This window comes from Streptomyces sp. DH12 (genome assembly GCF_020873895.1).
Classification (GTDB): domain Bacteria; phylum Actinomycetota; class Actinomycetes; order Streptomycetales; family Streptomycetaceae; genus Streptomyces.
In genome coordinates this window covers 1-385 of record NZ_JAHWGT010001696.1, presented here as the reverse complement: position 1 = coordinate 385, position 385 = coordinate 1, and the positions used below count along the sequence as shown (strand labels likewise).

Annotated in this window: 1 pseudogene; it reads right to left on the bottom strand. The window is 64.9% G+C overall.

The window, feature by feature from the left end:
• A pseudogene (locus tag LPA54_RS41780) lies at nt 1-240 on the bottom strand (hypothetical protein); the annotation flags it as partial.
• Between the last annotated feature and the right edge of the window lie 145 nt (nt 241-385).

Below are 385 nucleotides of genomic sequence, written 5' to 3'. Positions count from 1 at the left end.
CAGGTTGACCCAGGCTCGCTTGTGGCGTTCCGAGAGCGGCTCGTCATCGATGAGCTGACGGACGCGGTCCAGGCTCAGCAGGGCCTGGGCCGGGGCGTCCTCTCCGTCTTCCGGAGCGAAGTCCGGGATGACGACGGGGAGGGGGAGGTCGGCGAGCAGCGCCTGGATGTAGGCGTGAGCGCCGACGAGTGCCTCCATGAGCGTCAGGAGGCGCTCCCTGTGGTTGTCGTGGTCTGCCACGACACTCTCCTCTCTGTGGAATTTTCAACCGGTGTCTGGTGCGGGGCTCTCACCCCCCGCCCTGACGTCTCTAACTTTACAGCACTCACTTCTAAGATTGCAACACCCTTGGGTGAGAGAAAGCGGGACGGTCCCCGGACCGCCC